General features: G+C 61.5%; 12 protein-coding genes and 1 pseudogene. 8 read left to right on the top strand and 5 right to left on the bottom strand.

What is annotated here, in order from left to right; translation table 11 throughout:
- Nucleotides 1-13: 13 nt before the first annotated feature.
- The 4 genes from NJC40_RS10625 to NJC40_RS10610 form a co-directional block, all read right to left on the bottom strand.
- Nucleotides 14-766, bottom strand: a complete 753-nt coding sequence (locus NJC40_RS10625; RefSeq protein WP_045487540.1) for a gamma-glutamyl-gamma-aminobutyrate hydrolase family protein — start codon at nt 764-766, stop codon at nt 14-16.
- A 129-nt stretch (nt 767-895) separates the two neighbouring features.
- Nucleotides 896-2,173: an NAD(P)/FAD-dependent oxidoreductase gene (locus tag NJC40_RS10620; RefSeq protein WP_253142208.1), complete on the bottom strand. Its 1,278-nt coding sequence runs from the start codon at nt 2,171-2,173 to the stop codon at nt 896-898.
- Between the two features lie 162 nt (nt 2,174-2,335).
- Nucleotides 2,336-3,829 (bottom strand): aldehyde dehydrogenase, encoded by a 1,494-nt coding sequence (locus NJC40_RS10615; RefSeq protein WP_253142207.1) that lies wholly within the window; start codon nt 3,827-3,829, stop codon nt 2,336-2,338.
- Between the two features lie 129 nt (nt 3,830-3,958).
- On the bottom strand, nt 3,959-5,344 hold the full coding sequence (locus tag NJC40_RS10610) for a glutamine synthetase family protein (RefSeq protein ID WP_045487530.1): 1,386 nt from the start codon (nt 5,342-5,344) through the stop codon (nt 3,959-3,961).
- 231 nt (nt 5,345-5,575) lie between these two features.
- Here NJC40_RS10610 and NJC40_RS10605 point away from each other — a divergent pair, with 231 nt between their 5' ends.
- From NJC40_RS10605 to NJC40_RS10575, 7 genes are all read left to right on the top strand, one after another.
- Entirely contained in the window at nt 5,576-6,448 is an 873-nt protein-coding gene (locus NJC40_RS10605; protein WP_253142206.1) for a LysR family transcriptional regulator, read from the top strand.
- Between the two features lie 479 nt (nt 6,449-6,927).
- Nucleotides 6,928-8,166 (top strand): OprD family porin, encoded by a 1,239-nt coding sequence (locus NJC40_RS10600; protein ID WP_253142205.1) that lies wholly within the window; start codon nt 6,928-6,930, stop codon nt 8,164-8,166.
- A gap of 60 nt (nt 8,167-8,226) precedes the next feature.
- Nucleotides 8,227-9,033 carry an NAD-dependent epimerase/dehydratase family protein gene (locus tag NJC40_RS10595; protein ID WP_253142204.1) on the top strand — a complete coding sequence of 269 codons (807 nt, stop codon included), beginning with the start codon at nt 8,227-8,229 and terminating at the stop codon, nt 9,031-9,033.
- Between the two features lie 177 nt (nt 9,034-9,210).
- Nucleotides 9,211-10,182: a TRAP transporter substrate-binding protein gene (locus NJC40_RS10590; protein ID WP_253142203.1), complete on the top strand. Its 972-nt coding sequence runs from the start codon at nt 9,211-9,213 to the stop codon at nt 10,180-10,182.
- Between the two features lie 66 nt (nt 10,183-10,248).
- On the top strand, nt 10,249-10,776 hold the full coding sequence (locus NJC40_RS10585) for a TRAP transporter small permease (protein WP_045487514.1): 528 nt from the start codon (nt 10,249-10,251) through the stop codon (nt 10,774-10,776).
- Nucleotides 10,777-12,057, top strand: a complete 1,281-nt coding sequence (locus NJC40_RS10580; protein ID WP_253142202.1) for a TRAP transporter large permease — start codon at nt 10,777-10,779, stop codon at nt 12,055-12,057.
- Between the two features lie 54 nt (nt 12,058-12,111).
- Entirely contained in the window at nt 12,112-13,029 is a 918-nt protein-coding gene (locus NJC40_RS10575; RefSeq protein WP_253142201.1) for an EamA family transporter, read from the top strand.
- 278 nt (nt 13,030-13,307) lie between these two features.
- On the opposite strand, the pseudogene NJC40_RS10570 reads toward NJC40_RS10575, so the two are convergent.
- Nucleotides 13,308-13,472: pseudogene (locus tag NJC40_RS10570) on the bottom strand (con-10 family general stress protein); the annotation flags it as partial.
- 278 nt (nt 13,473-13,750) lie between these two features.
- On the opposite strand from NJC40_RS10570, the gene NJC40_RS10565 reads away from it, so the two are divergent.
- Nucleotides 13,751-14,536: a sulfite exporter TauE/SafE family protein gene (locus tag NJC40_RS10565; protein WP_045487504.1), complete on the top strand. Its 786-nt coding sequence runs from the start codon at nt 13,751-13,753 to the stop codon at nt 14,534-14,536.
- Nucleotides 14,537-14,739 lie beyond the last annotated feature (203 nt).

Raw genomic sequence — 14,739 nt, 5'->3', positions numbered from 1 at the left:
TGGCTGGATGGGGTCAGCGCCCCCGGCGCTGCGCATAGGCCTGACAAGCATCGCGGAAGGCATCGAACAGACGCAGCGATTGCGGGTTCTCGCTAAAGCGCCACTCCGGATGCCATTGCACGCCCACTACAAAACCGCGGGAGTCGCGCATCGAGACCGCTTCGATCAATCCGTCCGGTGCCAGCGCTTCGGCACGCAGGCCGGCGGCCAGCCGGTCGATGCCCTGGCTGTGCAGCGAGTTGACCTGGAACTCGCCCGGCAGCCCCAGTGCGGCCAGCACCCCGCCTGGCTGTACCGTCACGGCATGTTGTGGAGCGTATTGCGCGGCGAGGTCTTCGCTTTGCGGCTCACGGTGATCCAGGAACCCTTCCAGCTCTTGCACCCTTTGATGCAGCGTGCCGCCCAGCGTCACATTCAGTTCCTGGAAACCCCGGCAAATGCAAAATACCGGCACGCCCTGGTCGATGGCGGCGCGTAGCAAGGGCAAGGTCAGGCGATCACGGTCCGGGTCGTGGCGCGTGCCTTCGATACTGGGCGTGCCCTGGTAGTGATGCGGCTCGACATTGGAAGGCGAGCCGGTGAACAGAATACCGTCCAGCGATTGCAGCAGTTGCTGCGGATCAACCGGCGTATCCAGTGCCGGCAACACCACCGGGATACCGGCATGGCCGGCAGCCTCGACGTACTTGGCGCCGGCGGTGTGCGACGAATACTTGCCCAGCATCTGCCGGCAAGCGGTGACGCCGATCAGGGGAAGACGAGACATGGTGGAACCTCTCATCAGAGTCTTGATAAATGAAAACCGGCAAGGGGGAACAACAGCGTTGCGAGCAAAGCGCCCTCCCACCGGAGCGGTGGGAGGAGTCGGCCGGCGCTCCGGGCTGCTGGCGACGGCTCAAACGCCCAACCGGTCCCGCAACTGGTAATACGAGGCCCCCAATGCAGTGAATGGCACGCGCAACAACCGGCCACCGGGGAACGGGTAATGCGGCAGGCCGGCGAAGGCATCGAAGCGCTCGGCTTGGCCACGCAGGGCTTCGGCGAGCAGCTTGCCGGCCAGGTGGGTGTAGGTCACGCCGTGGCCGCTGCAGCCCTGGGAGTAGTAGATGTTGTCGCCCAGCCGGCCGACCTGCGGTAAACGCGACAGGGTCAGCAGGAAGTTGCCGGTCCAGGTGTAGTCGATCTTCACATCTTTCAATTGCGGGAAGACCTTGAGCATTTTTGGCCGGATGATCGCCTCGATATCCGCCGGATCACGGGCGCCATAGACCACCCCGCCACCGAAGATCAGGCGTTTGTCGGCCGTCAGGCGGTAGTAGTCGAGCAGGTAGTTGCAGTCTTCGACACAGTAGCCCTGAGGCAGCAGGCTACGCGCCAGCTCATCGCTGAGCGGCTCGGTGGCCAGCACCTGGGTGCCGCACGGCATCGACTTGGCGGCCAGTTCCGGCACCAGGTTACCCAGGTAGGCATTGCCGGCCACCACCACGAACCGTGCCCGCACCTGGCCAAGCGGGGTGTGCACCACCGGGTTGGGGCCGCGGTCGATGCGGGTCGCCGGGCTTTGCTCGTGAATCCGCCCGCCGAGTTTGGCCACCGCTGCGGCCTCGCCCAGCGCCAGATTCAACGGGTGGATGTGTCCGCCGCTCATGTCCAGCATGCCGCCGATGTAGCGATCAGTGTCGACCACTTGGCGCATACGCCCGGCATCGAGCAGTTCCAGCTGCTGGTGACCGAAGCGCTCCCAGAGTTTCTGCTGGGCTTCGAGGTGGCCCATCTGCTTGCTGGTGATGGCCGCGAACACGCCGCCGTCTTTCAGGTCGCACTGGATGTCGTATTTGGCCACCCGTTCACGGATGATCCGCCCGCCTTCGAAAGCCATCTCGCCCATCAGCCGCGCATGGTGCGGATTGACGGTTTTTTCGATGACGTCGATATCACGGCTGTAGCTGTTGACGATTTGCCCGCCGTTGCGCCCCGAGGCACCAAAACCGACTTTCGCCGCTTCCAGCACGGTGACGGAAAAACCGTGTTCGAGCAGAAACAGCGCGGTGGACAGGCCGGTGTAACCGGCGCCGATGATGCAGACATCGGTCTCGATCGACTCGCTAAGCACCGGGTACTCATCGAACCGGTTGCGCGAGGCGGCGTAGACGCTTTGAACGTGTTGTTGCATAACAGATTCCTCCGCCTGTCAGAGGGTGTTTACAAAGTCGGCGAGCGAAGGCAAGACAAGGCGAAATTGGCCGAAAACGCGCAATGTACATTCAGTACATGAGCATTTTGAGGTCGATTTCAACGCCGTATTGCCGAGCGCAGCCATTTTGTAGGCACCCTCTTAAAGTTTGATCCAGGTCGCTTTGAGTTCGGTGTACTTGGCAAAGGCATGCAGGGACTTGTCCCGGCCGTTGCCCGACTGCTTGAAGCCGCCGAACGGTGCAGTCATGTCGCCGCCGTCGTACTGGTTGACCCACACACTGCCGGCGCGCAGCGCTTTGGCAGTCAAGTGGGCCTTGGACAAGTCAGCAGTCCAGACCCCGGCGGCCAGGCCATACTCGGTGTCGTTGGCAATCCGAATGGCTTCTTCAACGCTGTCGAAGGCGATCACCGACAGCACCGGGCCGAAGATTTCTTCACGGGCGATGCGCATGCTGTTGTCCACGCCGTCGAACAGGGTCGGCTCGACATAGAAGCCGCCACTGTCGTGCAAGGTGCGCACACCGCCACTGAGCAATTGCGCGCCGTCTGCGTGGCCGGCTTCGATGTAACCGAGCACGGTGTCCAGTTGCGTGCCGTCCACCAGTGCACCGACCCGGGTCGCCGGGTCCAGTGCATGGCCCGGCTGCCAGGCCTTCAAGGCTTCGACCACCATGGGCACGAAGCGATCCTTGATCGAGCGCTCGACCAGCAAGCGCGAACCTGCGGTGCACACTTCGCCCTGGTTGAAGGCAATGGCACTGGCCGCCGCCTCGGCAGCGGCCTGTAAATCCGCTGCATCGGCAAACACGATATTCGGGCTCTTGCCGCCGGCTTCGAGCCAGACGCGCTTCATGTTCGATTCGCCGGCATACACCATCAGTTGCCTGGCAATGCGTGTCGAGCCGGTGAACACCAGCGTGTCGACGTCCATGTGCAAACCCAGCGCCTTGCCGGCAGTGTGGCCGAAGCCGGGCAGCACGTTGAGCACGCCTGCCGGCAGACCGGCCTCAACGGCCAGCGCGGCAATGCGGATGGCGGTCAGCGGCGATTTTTCCGAAGGCTTGAGAATCACCGAGTTACCGGCTGCCAGCGCCGGCCCCAGCTTCCAGCTGGCCATCAGCAGTGGAAAATTCCACGGCACGATGGCCGCCACTACCCCGACGGCTTCACGGGTCACCAGCCCCAACTGGTCATGCGGTGTTGCGGCCACTTCGTCATACAGTTTGTCGACGGCCTCGGCGCTCCAGCGGATCGCGTTGGCCGCGCCTGGAATGTCGACCTGTAGCGCGTCGCTGATCGGCTTGCCCATGTCGAGGGTTTCCAGCAGCGCCAGCTCTTCGGCATTGGCCAGCAGCAGATCGGCAAAGCGCAGCAACACCTGCTTGCGCTCAGCCGGTGCACGGCGCGACCACACGCCGCTGTCGAACCGCTCACGGGCCACGCTGACGGCGCGGTTGACGTCTTCCAGGTCACAACTGGCGACATGCGCCAACAGGCGACCGTCCACCGGGCTCAGGCAATCGAAGGTGGCGTCGCACACCGCCGGTACGTAGCGGCCATCAATAAAGGCCCGGCCTTCGATACTCAGATTGCGCAGCAGCTGTTCCCAGTAATCACGTTGCGGGATGTTCATATTTATTCTCTTTTCGGCAACCCGATTGACCCGTAGGAACCGTTTCAGCGGCGCGCCCTTCGCGAGCCAGCTCGCTCCTACCGATGCAAGGCGCTGGATTTTCTGTGTTATCTGTGTGGCCTGTGTGGTTTAAACGGTGTGCAGATACCAGTTGTATTCCAGGTCAGAGATCGAGGCTTCGAACTCGGCCATTTCGCTTTCCTTGCAAGCCACGAAGATGTCGATGTATTCGGGGCTGATGTACTTGTTCATGACCTCGCTGTCGTCCAGCTCGCGCAACGCATCGCGCAGGTTGTTGGGCAGGCTCTGCTCAAGCTGCTCGTAAGAGTTGCCTTCGATCGGCTCACCGGGTTCGAGTTTATGGGTCAGGCCGTGGTGAATACCGGCCAGGATCGCCGCCATCATCAGGTACGGGTTGGCATCGGCGCCGGCGACCCGCTGCTCGATACGAATGGCGTTGGCCGCGCCGGTCGGCACGCGCACGGCCACGGTGCGGTTGTCCAGCCCCCAACTCGGCGCATTGGGTACGTAGAATTGCGCGCCGAAGCGGCGGTAGGAGTTGACGTTGGGGCACAGAAAGGCCATCGACGCCGGCATGGTTTCCAGCACCCCGGCAATGGCGTGCCGCAACTCGGCATGCTCTTGCGGCACATCGCTGGCAAAGATGTTCTTGCCGGTGGCTTTGTCGATCAGCGAGATATGCACGTGCAGGCCGTTGCCCGCCTGGCCCGGATAGGGCTTGGCCATGAAGGTGGTGTCCATTTCATGGTCGTAGGCGATGTTCTTGATCAGGCGCTTGAGCAGCACCGCGTAGTCGCACGCCAGCATGGCATCTTCGACGTGATGCAGGTTGACCTCGAACTGCGCCGGGGCGCTTTCCTTGACGATGGCGTCGGCAGGAATGCCCTGCTCCTTGGCCGCTTCAAGAATGTCCTGCAGACAGTCGGCGTATTCGTCCAGATCGTCGATCAGGTAGACCTGAGTGGAGTGTGGACGTTTGCCGGAGATGGGCGAGCGCGGCGGTTGTGGCCGGCCGTTCACGTTCTCCTGATCGATCAGGTAAAACTCCAGCTCGAAGGCTGCACAGATGCGCAGGCCCATGGCATCGAAACGCGCCACCACCTGGCGCAGCACTTCGCGCGGGTCGGCAAAGAACGGCTGGCCGTCCAGCTCGTGCATGGTCATCAGCAACTGCGCAGTCGGGCGCTTTTGCCAGGGCTCATAGGCCAGGGTGCCGGGGATCGGGTAGCAAACCCGGTCCGAGTCGCCGATGTCCAGGCCAAGCCCGGTGCTTTCCACCGTCGAGCCGTTGATGTCCAGGGCGAACAGCGACGCTGGCAGATTGATGCCGCGCTCGTAGACCTTATGCAGGCTGGGGCGCTCGATGCGCTTGCCGCGCACCACACCGTTCATATCAGAGATCAGCAGATCGACGAACTGGACTTCAGGGTGAGCCTGGAGGAACTCACTCACTTCATCAGCACAGACAATGGCGCGCGGGGATACCGACGACATGATGGACACCTTCTGGTTTTTTGTGGGGCAACAGAGGTGGCAGAGAGAAAGCAGCAAGCGACGCAGTGAAGATTGGCGGCATTGTTGTTTTTCTGTGCCTTGTGCCCCGAAGAATTACGTTCTACGGCGTTTTTGCCGTGGCCTGCCAAATAACCCTTGGCAGCCCGAAGTCACTGTAAATTACAATCAGTGCAATAAATATTGGCGTTTTGGCAATCCGGGTTTGCATCGATGCAATATGAAATCAACCATAACGACCTGACTCTGGTGCTCGCGCTGGTGCGCGGCCGCTCGTTGGCCAGGGCCGCAGAACTGCTGCAGGTCGACATTTCCACGGTGTTTCGTTCGATCCGCCGGCTGGAAAGTTCATTGGGCAGCGCGCTGTTTGAAAAGAGCCGACGCGGTTATGTGCCCACTGACATCGCCCAAGCCATGGCCGAGCAGGCCGAGCGCGCCGAACAGGCACTGAGCGCTGCACGCATGGCGCTGCAACAGGGTGAACAGGTGGTCAGCGGCACGGTGCGCCTGACCTGCACCGAAGCGGTGTTGCACAGCCTGTTGCTGCCAGCACTGGCGCGCTTCATGCCGGCTTATCCGGCGCTGAACCTGGAGCTGTCGACCTCCAATAATTTCGCCAACCTCAGCCGCCGCGATGCCGACATCGCCCTGCGCCTGACCGACACCCCGCCCGAGCATCTGGTGGGCCGCGAGCTGGGCAGTGCCGACTATGTGATCTGCGGGCGGCCGGATTATCGTGAAGCGCTGGAAAAAGACCCCACCTCGGTGCCATGGATCGCCCCGGACGACTCGATGCCCGAGCACGTTTCGGTGATCTGGCGCGAGCGTACCTGGCCCAATGTCGTGCCGCGCTATCGCTGCAGCAGCATGGCGGCGGTCTCGCAACTGGTCGGCGCCGGCCTTGGCGTGGCAGCGCTCACCGACTTCACCGCCCGTGACCTGCAGGGCGTCGAGGCCTTGAGCGAACCACTGGTGGGCTGCAACACTGGCGTCTGGCTGCTGACCCGTCCCGATTGCCGGGCAATGCGCTCGGTGCAGACGCTGTTCGATGAACTGACACCGAGGCTGCGCGAAGCACTGGAATGATGTCGGGCGTCGTACCATTGAGCCACCACGTTCGACTGCCTTAGCAGCACAGCCTGCCGCGTCAAGCCCCGCGTCGCTAGACCATCGTCGAGTATCCGGGCTAGCCCCCATTCCAGAGCGTTCGAACTGATCCAGGCGCACCTTGCAAGGTGCGCAACACGACCTAATATCTCAATCAGCATTGACACATTTTTTTAAGATTGCTATCAATCTTAATGTCGTACGACAACGCACAACAAAAACAAAAAATGATGAGTATGCCCATGTCGCCACTTTATCCGTTCGCCCACGATCCCCCCTTCTGTACGCCCTCGATAGCAGTCGGTAACCGCGCCGGCCACGCCAGGCGTTGAACCGCACTGCGTCAGCTACTCGGACTCAAGGCCCCACGGCTCAGCCAGGCCGGGCCTAATGACTCCTGCCACAGGCGTTCGCAGCCTGACGGCTGGAAGCTCTTTGCAACTTGGGAGTGCACAAGGATGAATACCCGCAAGACGCTACGCCTCGCGCTGATTGGCGCCAGTGTGATCGGTAGTTTGCCAGGCGCTGCCAGCGCCGCCGGTTTCACCGACGACGCCAAGGCCACCCTCGGCCTGCGCAACTTCTACATCAACCGTAATTTCACCAACCCGGCCAACGCTCAGAGCAAGGCTGAGGAATGGACCCAGAGTTTCATCCTCGATGCCCGTTCCGGCTTTACTGAAGGGCCGGTCGGCTTCGGTGTCGATGTGCTTGGTCGCTGGTCGCTCAAGCTCGATGGCGGCGGCGGCACTTACGGAACCGCGCTGCTGCCACGCCATGACGACGGCCGCCCGGCGGATGATTTCGGGCGCCTGGGGGTAGCGGCCAAGGCGAGGATTTCCAAGACCGAACTGAAAGTCGGTGAGTGGATGCCGGTGTTGCCGATCCTGCGGGCCGACGACGGACGCTCACAGCCACAGACCTTGCGCGGCGGGCAGATCACCTCCAAAGAGATCGATGGCCTGACCTTGTATGCCGGGCAGTTTCGCGCCAATAGCCCGCGCAACGATGCCAGCATGGAGGACATGAGTTACGGCGGCGGTCTGTCGGACCGTTTCAACTTTGCCGGTGGTGAGTACACGTTTAACCAAAACCGCACCCTGATCGGTTTGTGGAACGCGCAGCTCAAGGACGTCTACCAACAGCAGTACCTGCAACTGACTCATAGCCAGCCGCTTGGCGACTGGACCCTGGGCGCCAACCTGGGCTATTTCCGGGGTGATGACGACGGCGCCCGACGCGCTGGACGGCTCGATAACAAGACCTGGTCGGGCCTGTTCTCGGCCAGGATCGGCGCCAACACGTTCTACCTTGGCCTGCAGAAAGTCGATGGCAATACCTGGATGCGCGTCAACGGCACCAGCGGCGGCACCCTGGCCAACGACAGTTACAACTCAAGCTTCGACAACGCCAACGAACGCTCCTGGCAAGTGCGCCACGACCTTAACTTCGCCTCTCTGGGCGTTCCTGGCCTGACCCTGATGAATCGCTACATCAGCGGCCAGGACGTGCACAGCGGCGTGATTACCAATGGCAAGGAATGGATCCGTGAATCTGAACTGGCCTACGTCATCCAGAGCGGCAGCCTCAAAAATCTGAGCGTCAGATGGCGCAACTCCAGCATTCGTCGCGACTTCAGCAACAACGAGTTCGACGAGAACCGGCTGATTTTCAACTACCCGCTGTCGATTCTCTGACGCCGACCGATCAGCTAACGATCCCCTATTAACCATTGACGATTACAGGCAGAGCCAAGCATGACTCACACACCCTTCAAGCGCCTGCTGCTCACCGGAGCGGCAGGCGGACTCGGCAAAGTGCTGCGTGAACGCCTCAAGGGCTTTACCGAAGTGCTGCGCCTTTCTGATATCAGCCCGATCGAGCCGGCCAGCACCGCGCAGGAAGAAATCGTGCAATGCGACCTGGCCGACAAGGCCGCGGTGCACGACCTGGTCGCCGGCGTCGACGCGATCATCCACTTTGGCGGCGTATCGACCGAGCACGCCTTCGAAGACATCCTCGGCCCGAACATCTGCGGCGTGTTTCATATCTACGAAGCGGCGCGCAAGCACGGGGTCAAACGCATCATCTTTGCCAGTTCCAACCATGTGATTGGCTTCTACCGCCAGGACGAGCGCATCGACGCCCACTCGCAACGGCGTCCCGACAGTTACTACGGGCTGTCGAAGTGCTACGGCGAAGACGTCGCCAGTTTCTACTTTGACCGCTATGGCATCGAGACCGTCAGCCTGCGCATCGGCTCGTCATTCCCGGAGCCGGCCAACCGGCGGATGCTCAGCACCTGGCTGAGCTATGACGACCTGACCCATTTGATTGAGCGCAGCCTGTTCACCCCTGACGTCGGTCACACCGTGGTTTATGGCGCCTCAGCCAACCGCGAGGTCTGGTGGGACAACCGCCACGCTGCCCACCTGGGTTTTCAGCCCAAGGATTGTTCAGAGCAGTTCCGCGCGCAGGTCGAGAAGCAGCCGGCACCGGCCGCCGATGATCCGAACCGGGTCTATCAGGGCGGTGCCTTCGTGGCGGCTGGCCCCTTCGACTGATCGACAACCCGCAAGGATGCCCGACATGCAAAGTGAATTGCCTGTTACCCCGCTCACAGCAAGCACCTTTGGCAGACGAGCCAGCATGGCGCTGGCCATCGCTCGGCTCCCCTTCTCGGCATCCTCTGCCCGGTCCATGCACGCCAAATCAGACAATAACAACACCGGAGTTTCATCATGACCTTCAAACGCAAGCTGCTCCTGGCCGTTCTGCCGTTCGCCCTCAGCCTGTCGACCAGCGCCTCGGCGCTGGATATCAAGTTCGCTGAAATCCACCCGGCGGGCTACCCGACCGTGGTCGCTGAACAGAACATGGGCAAAAAACTCGAACAGGCCACCAACGGCAAAATCACCTTCAAGATGTTTGCCGGCGGCGTGCTGGGCTCCGAGAAGGAGGTTGTCGAACAGGTCCAGATCGGCGCGGTGCAGATGGCCCGTGTCAGCCTGGGCATTGTTGGGCCGGTGGTGCCGGATGTGAACGTGTTCAACATGCCGTTTGTATTCCGTGACCACGAACACATGCGCAAGATCATCGACGGCGAGATCGGCCAGGAGATCCTCGACAAGATCACCAATTCCGACTTCAACCTGGTAGCGCTGGCCTGGATGGATGGCGGCACGCGCAGCATCTACACCAAAAAGCCGGTGCGCAAGATCGAAGACCTCAAGGGCATGAAGATCCGCGTACAGGGCAACCCGCTGTTCATCGACATGATGAATGCTATGGGCGGCAACGGCATTGCCATGGACACCGGTGAGATTTTCAGTGCCCTGCAGACCGGGGTCATCGACGGTGCCGAGAACAACCCGCCGACCCTGCTGGAGCACAACCACTTCCAGAGCGCCAAGTTCTACACCCTGACCGGCCACTTGATCCTGCCAGAGCCGGTGGTGATCTCCAAAACCACCTGGAACAAGCTCAGCGCCGACGAACAGACCCTGGTCAAGAAACTGGCCCGCGAAGCGCAGATGGAAGAACGCACCCTGTGGGACGCCAAGTCGGCAGCCAGTGAAGAAAAACTCAAGGCCGCCGGCGTTGAGTTCATCACCGTCGACAAGAAGCCGTTCTATGACGCCACCGCGCCGGTACGGGAAAAATACGGCGCGCCGTTTGCCGACCTGATGAAACGCATCGCCGCCGCACAGTAACCCTGGCCCCTGCCCCGAGACCTGCAGCAGGGCGGCCTTACCGCCCTGCTGCCCTGGATGTGCCTTATGAAAAACCTCTTCCTGCGCCTCAACGATGTGTTGTACAGCAGTTGTATCTGGATCGCAGGCCTATCGATCCTGGCCATGTCGCTGATCATTCCCTGGGGCATCTTCGCCCGCTATGTGCTCGGCAGCGGCTCCAGTTGGCCGGAGCCGGTGGCAATCCTGCTGATGGTGGTGTTCTGTTTCATCGGTGCAGCCGCCAGTTACCGGGCCGGAGCGCACATGGCCGTGGCCATGGTCACCGACCGCCTGCCACCGGTCCCCAAACGAGCCGCCGCCCTGCTCGTGCAAGTGTTGATGGTCGCCGTGTGCGTGTACATGACCTATTACGGCACCCGGCTGTGCATGACCACCTGGAACCAGTACCTGGCGTCACTGCCGGGCGTGCGGGTCGGCATGACCTATGCCCCGATTCCGGTCGGCGGTCTGCTGACCCTGAGCTTCGTACTGGAAAAACTCATCTGGGGCGACCAGAGCCACCGCAAGGTGGTGCGTTTCGACCTGGTGGAAGAAAACGAGGGAGCAGCATAAATGGATGCCTTCATTCTCCTGGGCAGTTTTATCCTGCTCATCCTGTTGGGCATGCCGGTAGCCTATGCGCTGGGGCTTTCGGCGCTGATCGGCGCCTGGTGGATCGACATTCCCTTGCAGGCCATGCTGATTCAGGTCGCCAGCGGGGTTAACAAGTTTTCCTTGCTGGCCATCCCGTTCTTCGTGCTGGCCGGTGCGATCATGGCCGAGGGCGGCATGTCACGCCGGCTGGTGGCGTTTGCCGGGGTGCTGGTGGGCTTTGTCCGTGGCGGGCTGTCACTGGTCAACATCACGGCCTCGACGTTCTTTGGCGCCATCTCCGGCTCGTCGGTGGCCGACACCGCCTCGGTCGGCTCGGTGCTGATTCCGGAAATGGAGCGCAAGGGTTACCCGCGCGACTTCTCCACGGCGGTCACGGTCAGCGGTTCGGTCCAGGCCCTGCTCACCCCGCCCAGCCATAACTCGGTGCTCTACTCACTGGCCGCTGGCGGCACGGTGTCGATTGCCTCGTTGTTCATGGCCGGGGTCATGCCGGGCCTGCTGATGAGCGCGGTGCTGATGGGCCTGTGCCTGATCTTCGCCCGCAAGCGCAACTACCCCAAGGGTGAAGTAATTCCGCTGCGCCAGGCCTTGAAGATCGCCGCCGATGCACTCTGGGGGCTGATGGCCATGGTCATCATCCTCGGCGGCATTCTGTCGGGAGTGTTCACTGCCACCGAATCGGCGGCCATCGCGGTGGTCTGGTCATTCTTCGTGACCATGTTCATCTACCGTGACTATAAATGGCGCGATCTGCCGAAACTGATGCACCGCACGGTACGAACCATCTCGATCGTGATGATCCTGATCGGGTTTGCGGCCAGCTTCGGTTACGTCATGACCCTGATGCAGATCCCGGCGAAGATCACCACGACCTTTCTGACCTTGTCGGACAACCGCTACGTGATCCTGATGTGCATCAACGTCATGCTCCTGCTGCTGGGTGCGGTGATGGACATGGCGCCGCTGATCCTGATCCTGACCCCGATCCTGCTGCCAGTGATCAGCGGCATCGGCGTGGACCCGGTGCACTTCGGCATGATCATGCTGGTCAACCTTGGCATCGGGCTGATAACGCCGCCGGTGGGTGCGGTGCTGTTTGTCGGCTCGGCGATCGGCAAGGTCAGCATCGAGGCGACAGTCAAGGCGCTGCTGCCGTTCTACCTGGCGCTGTTTCTGGTGCTGATGGCTGTGACCTACATTCCGGCCATTTCCCTGTGGCTGCCAAGCGTGGTGCTTTAAACGTTATCGGCGGGCTGTAAAAGGCCCGCCCCTGTTCTGCAAATGGATGTGCACATGGCGGTTGCTTCTGTTACTCCAAATCTTTTACCGCGCAAGCTGGCCGTCGCGATTCTCGCGCTGCTGGCATGCTCGTTTGCCGGCAATCACATTGCCGCACGCTTTGCCTTCGACAACGACACCGGGGTGCTGCTGGCGATTCTGTGTCGCTCCGGCATCACCCTGCTGGTGCTGGCGGCGGTGGTGGCCTGGCAACGCCAGCCACTGGGGCTGCCGGTTGGCACGCGGGGCTGGCAGTTGTTGCTGGGCCTGCTGATCGCCACCCAGAGCCTGTGCCTGTACTCGGCCGTGGCGCGGATCCCAGTTGCCCTGGCGTTACTGGTCGGCAACACCTTTCCGATTCTGCTGGTGCTGCTCGGCTGGAGCTTGGGCGGGCCACGTCCGACCCTGCGGACAGTGCTGCTGATGGGGGTGATCCTGATCGGGCTGATCCTGGCGCTGGACGTCCCTGCGCGGCTGGCCAGCCGCGGCGAGGCCAATGCGCACTGGACGCTTGGCATCAGCCTGGCGTTCTGCGCCGCCTGTGTATTTGCCGGCGCGCTGTGGATAACCGATCACAAGCTGGCCAGCGTGCGGGGGCCGGTGCGCAGCCTGCTGACCCTGTCGGTGGTATTTATCAGCATGCTCGTTGCCGGCGCCAGCGGGGTCATGCCGTCAGGCTTGTCCCTGCCGGGCAACAGTACCGGCTGGATCGCCCTGGCAAGCCTGGTGGTGTTGTACGGCATGGCCTTTACCTTGCTGTTTGTCTGCGTGCCGCGGTTGAACATGGCGCAGAACGCGCCGGTGATGAATGTCGAGCCCATTGCCACCTTGCTGCTGGGCTGGACACTGCTGGATCAGGCGCTGGGCACTCTGCAAGTGCTGGGCGCGGCAGTGGTGGTGTGTGCGATTGTGCTGCTGACTTATCGTAAATAACCCCATCAGCATGGGGAGCATTGCCCCCCATGCGTCAGCAGGACTTACTTCTGCTGCTGCCTACTGCTGCTGCCCTGACTGCCCGATGGCGCGTCGTCATCCTGGGACTGCTCGGGTTGATCGTCTTCATCCTGAGAAGTCGAACCGCCTTGACTGCCACCTTCCGAACCCTGCTGGCCTTTGTCATCAGAAGACTGACCGCCTTGACTGCCGCCCTGGGATCCGGACTGATTACTGCTGTCAGAAGACTCGCTGTCCTTGCTACCACCTTCGGCGCTGTTGCCCCCAGAGGCCTGACCGCCTTTACGGCCGGCCTCGGCCGCTTTCTCAGGATCATTCTTGAAATTGCCCCCCGAAACGCTGCCACCTTTGGCGCCCTCTTCCGAGGCACGCTTGGGGTCGTTGGCAAAGTTGCCGGGGTTGCTGTTATCAGTGCTGGACATTTGCATATTCTCCATAAACGCGGACCGCTTTAGCGCAGTCGCATTGGTTATGAGTGTGGCCAGTAGTACGGGTGATCCATGCACGCGACCAATGGAGACACTCAGGAGCGGCAAACCGCTGCCGATGGTCGGATCAGCAATCAGCAACAGAACGCCGAGCAAAGAAGAGCATCGGTTATAACCTTAGAACATATCTCTCTAACCATTCAGAACATAAGCCGCTATGCTGCCCGCCACTTTTTACCTGACAACAGATAACAGTGATACAGGGCGTGATAATGGATGTTGGCGGTCTTGGCTTTACAGTGGCTGGCCTGGTAGTCGGCTTTATCGTCGGCATGACCGGCGTGGGTGGCGGTTCGTTGATGACCCCGATCCTGCTGTGGTTCGGCATCAACCCCGCCACAGCGGTGGGCACCGACCTGCTTTACGCAGCGGTAACCAAAGCCGGCGGTGTGTACGTTCACAAGAAGAACGACAACATCGACTGGAAAATTACCGGCTGGCTGACCCTCGGTAGCGTACCGGCAGTGCTGCTGACCCTGTGGTTCCTCAGTTCTCTGGACCATGCCCCGGACGCCCTGAATGCAATCATCAAACAGGCGCTGGGCTTTGTCCTGCTGCTGACGGCACTGGCGATTCTGTTCAAGAACAAGTTGCTGGCCTTTGCCCATGACCGGGTCGAAGGCCATTCGCTGTTCAAAGGCTCCAGCCTCAATGCCTTCACGGTCATCACCGGGATGATCCTTGGCACGATGGTGGCGCTGACCTCGATTGGCGCCGGCGCGCTGGGCACCGTGGCGCTGTTCATCCTCTACCCGCTGCTGCCCACCCGCCGTCTGGTGGGCACCGAGATCGCCCACGCCGTACCGCTGACCCTGGTGGCCGGTATCGGTCATGCCAGCATGGGCAATATGGACTGGAGCCTGCTGGGCTTCCTGTTGCTGGGTTCGCTGCCAGGCATCTATCTGGGCAGTCATATGGCCGGCCGGGTTTCCGACAACCTGCTGCGGCCATGTCTGGCAATCATGCTGGGCCTGATCGGCTTCAAGCTGGCGTTCTGATAGCCAAACGGCGCAGGGCCATGGCCCTGCGTCCTCGCGCCTCACCATCGGTCAGTTAGTTGTTGATCGACGACATGGCATTGCTCACATCACGCAAATTGCACTGGTCGCAGCGGCCAATCAGGTGCACGATGGCCTGCGCGATTACCCGTGCCGGTCATCCGGCTCCGTTCATCCTGGCTGACAGGCCTGCTATTGGAGAT

Origin of the sequence: Pseudomonas sp. 21LCFQ02 (assembly GCF_024129895.2) — a bacterium.
Lineage (GTDB): Bacteria > Pseudomonadota > Gammaproteobacteria > Pseudomonadales > Pseudomonadaceae > Aquipseudomonas.
The sequence above is the reverse complement of the archived record's forward strand: the minus strand, read 5'-3'. Positions and strand labels throughout refer to the sequence as shown.